Source organism: Bradyrhizobium cosmicum (assembly GCF_032290525.1).
GTDB classification, from domain to species: Bacteria; Pseudomonadota; Alphaproteobacteria; order Rhizobiales; family Xanthobacteraceae; genus Bradyrhizobium; species Bradyrhizobium cosmicum_A.
The window spans coordinates 1-245 of sequence record NZ_JASXTA010000496.1 but is presented as its reverse complement, the minus strand read 5'-3'; the positions used below and the strand labels follow the sequence as shown (position 1 = coordinate 245).

The window sequence follows — 245 nt, the reverse complement described above, 5'->3', positions numbered from 1 at the left end:
GAGTTCTCGGTCGCCTCGATCATCGTGACCGCCGAGCCGTAGTCGGTGTCGCCCTGGTTGCCGAACTCCGTGCCGGCGATGTCGATGGGGCTGTTGCCCTCGAAGGTGTCGTTGAGCGAGAAGCCGTCGCGGATGGCGGCGACGTCGGTCGCGGCCTTCATCGTCGAGCCGGCCATGCCGCCCGAGACCGCCCAGTTGATCTGCGACTCGAGGTAGTCCTGGCCGCCGTAGTAGCCGAGCAGGGC

The 245-nt window shown here is 67.8% G+C and carries 1 protein-coding gene; it reads right to left on the bottom strand.

The features are described from left to right. The coding region (locus QSV46_RS40695; RefSeq protein ID WP_314964395.1) for a hypothetical protein at positions 1 to 245 on the bottom strand (245 nt) is incomplete at both ends.